This is a genomic window from Vibrio sp. 1078-1 (assembly GCF_033340475.1).
In genome coordinates, this window is the sequence record NZ_JAWOWM010000278.1 from 1 (window position 1) to 751 (window position 751).

Below are 751 nucleotides of genomic sequence, written 5' to 3' on the forward strand. Positions count from 1 at the left end.
CATCGATAGCGTTGAGCGTGAATTTCGCCAGTTCTTCTTTGCTCATTGGATGTGCTTGATTCACTGCAAGGAAGTTATCGGTCATGTAGCCACCAAAGTAAACGGGGTCATCAGAGTTAATGGTTACCGCCACGCCTTTACGCAGAAGCTCTACGATGTTGTGCTGTCCCATTTCATCAAACACGCAAAGTTTGATGTTAGACAGCGGGCAAACGGTCAGTGGCATTTTGGTTTCAATTAGAGATCCCACTAGAGCTTCATCTTCTACGCAGCGAACGCCGTGATCAACGCGGCTCACTTCCAACATTTCAATCGCGTCGGTAATATTTTGCGCTGGTCCTTCTTCTCCGGCATGTGCCACGGTAAGCAAGCCTGCCTCTTTCGCTTTCTGGAAGACACGTAAAAACTTAGCTGGTGGATGGCCTTTTTCTGATGAATCTAGCCCCACACCAATGATTTTATCGCGATGCTTTAAAACAGATTGCAGTGTATCCATCGCGCTTTCTTCTGACAAATGACGAAGGAAACAAGCGATGATCTGCGATGTGATGCCTAATTTTTCGCGGCCATCTGTCAGCGCTCTAGAAATGCCGTTGAGTACGGTGTCGAAGTCAATGCCACGTTCAGTGTGAGTTTGCGGGTCGAAGAATATCTCGGTATGAATCACATTGTCTGCTTTGCAATGCTCCAAGTATTCCCACGTTAGGTCATAAAAATCTTGCTCTGTGCGTAAAACATTTGCGCCTTGATA

General features: G+C 46.6%; 1 protein-coding gene. It reads right to left on the bottom strand.

The features are described 5' to 3' along the window. Nucleotides 1–751: adenosine deaminase (gene add / locus R7190_RS27090; RefSeq protein WP_318137831.1), on the bottom strand; the 751-nt coding region annotated here is incomplete at both ends.